At 76.0% G+C, this 1726-nt stretch carries 1 protein-coding gene and 1 pseudogene; both read left to right on the top strand.

Annotated features, from left to right (window positions below):
- Positions 1–153 (top strand): annotated as a pseudogene (locus BZL64_RS42360) (SCO2583/SCO2584 N-terminal domain-containing protein); the annotation flags it as partial.
- A gap of 9 nt (positions 154–162) precedes the next feature.
- Positions 163–1494, top strand: a complete 1332-nt coding sequence (locus tag BZL64_RS38295; RefSeq protein WP_244205805.1) for a hypothetical protein — start codon at positions 163–165, stop codon at positions 1492–1494.
- The last annotated feature ends 232 nt before the right edge of the window (positions 1495–1726 follow it).

Raw genomic sequence — 1726 nt, 5'->3', positions numbered from 1 at the left:
AAGGAGAACCCGCCCGAGCCCCAGCCCTTCCGCGCCGCCCCCGGACCGAGGACACCCCGCCGGTCGTCATGGTCGTCGACGGCGATCGTGCTCGGTTGCGTGATCGCGGTGATCCTGCTGCTGGGGTACTCGCGGTTCCAGGCGTCGTACTAGCGCTGACGCGTGCACATCGACCACCCGCGGGGAGCGGCGGCGGCCGGACGACTCGCGCAGGGCGCGGCGCTGCGGGAGGTCCTCGACGCGGAGGTTCCCGATTCCTGGATCCGGTTCGACGCGGGGGTCCGGTGGGACGAGTGGTACCACCCGACCCTTGGCCTGCCCCTCTGGGAGCGGGTCGACGGGTCGCGGGCGTTGTCCGCCGCCGTGCGGTCCGGTGCGGTGCTCGCCGAGGGGCAGGTCGCTCTCGCGCTGTGTCACCGTGACGGCCGGATCCGCGCGGCTGTGCTGGGGCGGGTCGTGGATCATCCCGTGCTGCTGCCGCTTCTGGTGCTGCGGTGTGCGGACTGGGTGGAGCCGGTACGGGTGGCGGCGCGCCACCGGCTGGCCGAGCTGCTCGACGCCGGGCGGGCGGTCGGCCTGCTTCCGCTGATCCTGCGTGTCGAGCGCCGGCAGCACGGGGGGTTCGCCGCCGAGCTGGCCGACGGGTTGCTGCTCGGGGCCCCGAGTGCGCTGCTCGCTCCGCTGTACATCACCGCCGACCGTCTCACCCGTCGGTACGCGTACCGACGGGCCGTCGAGCAGCGGCTCCTCTCCCCGGCCGAGCTGGCGCGCGTCGCCGCCCGGGACGCCGACGCGGTCGTACAGAGCCTGTGTGCGGAGGGCGCGCTGGCCGCCGTACGGGAGAGCGGGGCCTACGACGACGTGCTCGGTCCGTTGCTCGCGGCACGGAGTCCGCGGGTACGTTCCGCCGGGGTCACCGCGCTTCGGCCTGCCGGGCGGCCCGAGGAGGCCACGGTCTTTCTGGCCGATCGGTCGGGGCTGGTGCGGGCCTGTGCGCGGTACGTGGTGCGGCAGGGCGGCATGGATCCGCTGGCCTGGCACCGGGACCGGTGCGCCGATCCGGGTGACCCCGCGCTGCCGCCGGGCGCCGCGGTCGGGCTGTCGGAGTGCGGGGAGCGGGCGGACGCCGTGCTGTTGTGGCCGCTGCTGGGGCATCCCGTCGGGGCGGTCCGGGCGCAGGCGGTGGCCGGGCTGCGGCTGCTGGACGCGGCGGACGTACGGCGGCTGTGGCCGATGCTGGACGATCCGGTGGCCGGGGTGGTGCGGGAGGTGACACTCGCGGTGCTGCCGTCGGCGGAGCTGGTGCCCGAGGAGTGGCTCGTGGAGCGGCTCGGCATCGGGCGGCCGGCTCATGTACGGCGGGCCGCGTTCCGGCTGCTGCTGGAGCGGGGCGGTGACCTGCGGCAGCGTGCGCTGGTCACGGTGCGGGACGATCCGGACGAGCGGCTGAGGGAGCGGGCGGCGCGGATACGCGCGACGACGGGTCGGCGCTGACAAGAACGGCTCCCGCTGCCCGTTCGCGCCGCCGCCCGGTGCGGGGCAGCGGCGCGACAGTGCACGGGAATTCCCGGTGCGGGCGGCGCCCGCGGGTTGGGTGCCCCCGGCCTGTGCGGGGCGCGGGGTGCCTAGCGGGTGCCGCGCTCGCGGGCGTAGCGGCGCTCCCACTTGGCCTGCTGGTCACGGCGTGCCCGGTAGGCCTTGTACGAGGTCGGCGCGGGGGTGGGGG

Origin of the sequence: Streptomyces bobili (assembly GCF_002154575.1) — a bacterium.
GTDB lineage: Bacteria > Actinomycetota > Actinomycetes > Streptomycetales > Streptomycetaceae > Streptomyces > Streptomyces bobili.
The sequence above is the reverse complement of the archived record's forward strand: the minus strand, read 5'-3'. Positions and strand labels throughout refer to the sequence as shown.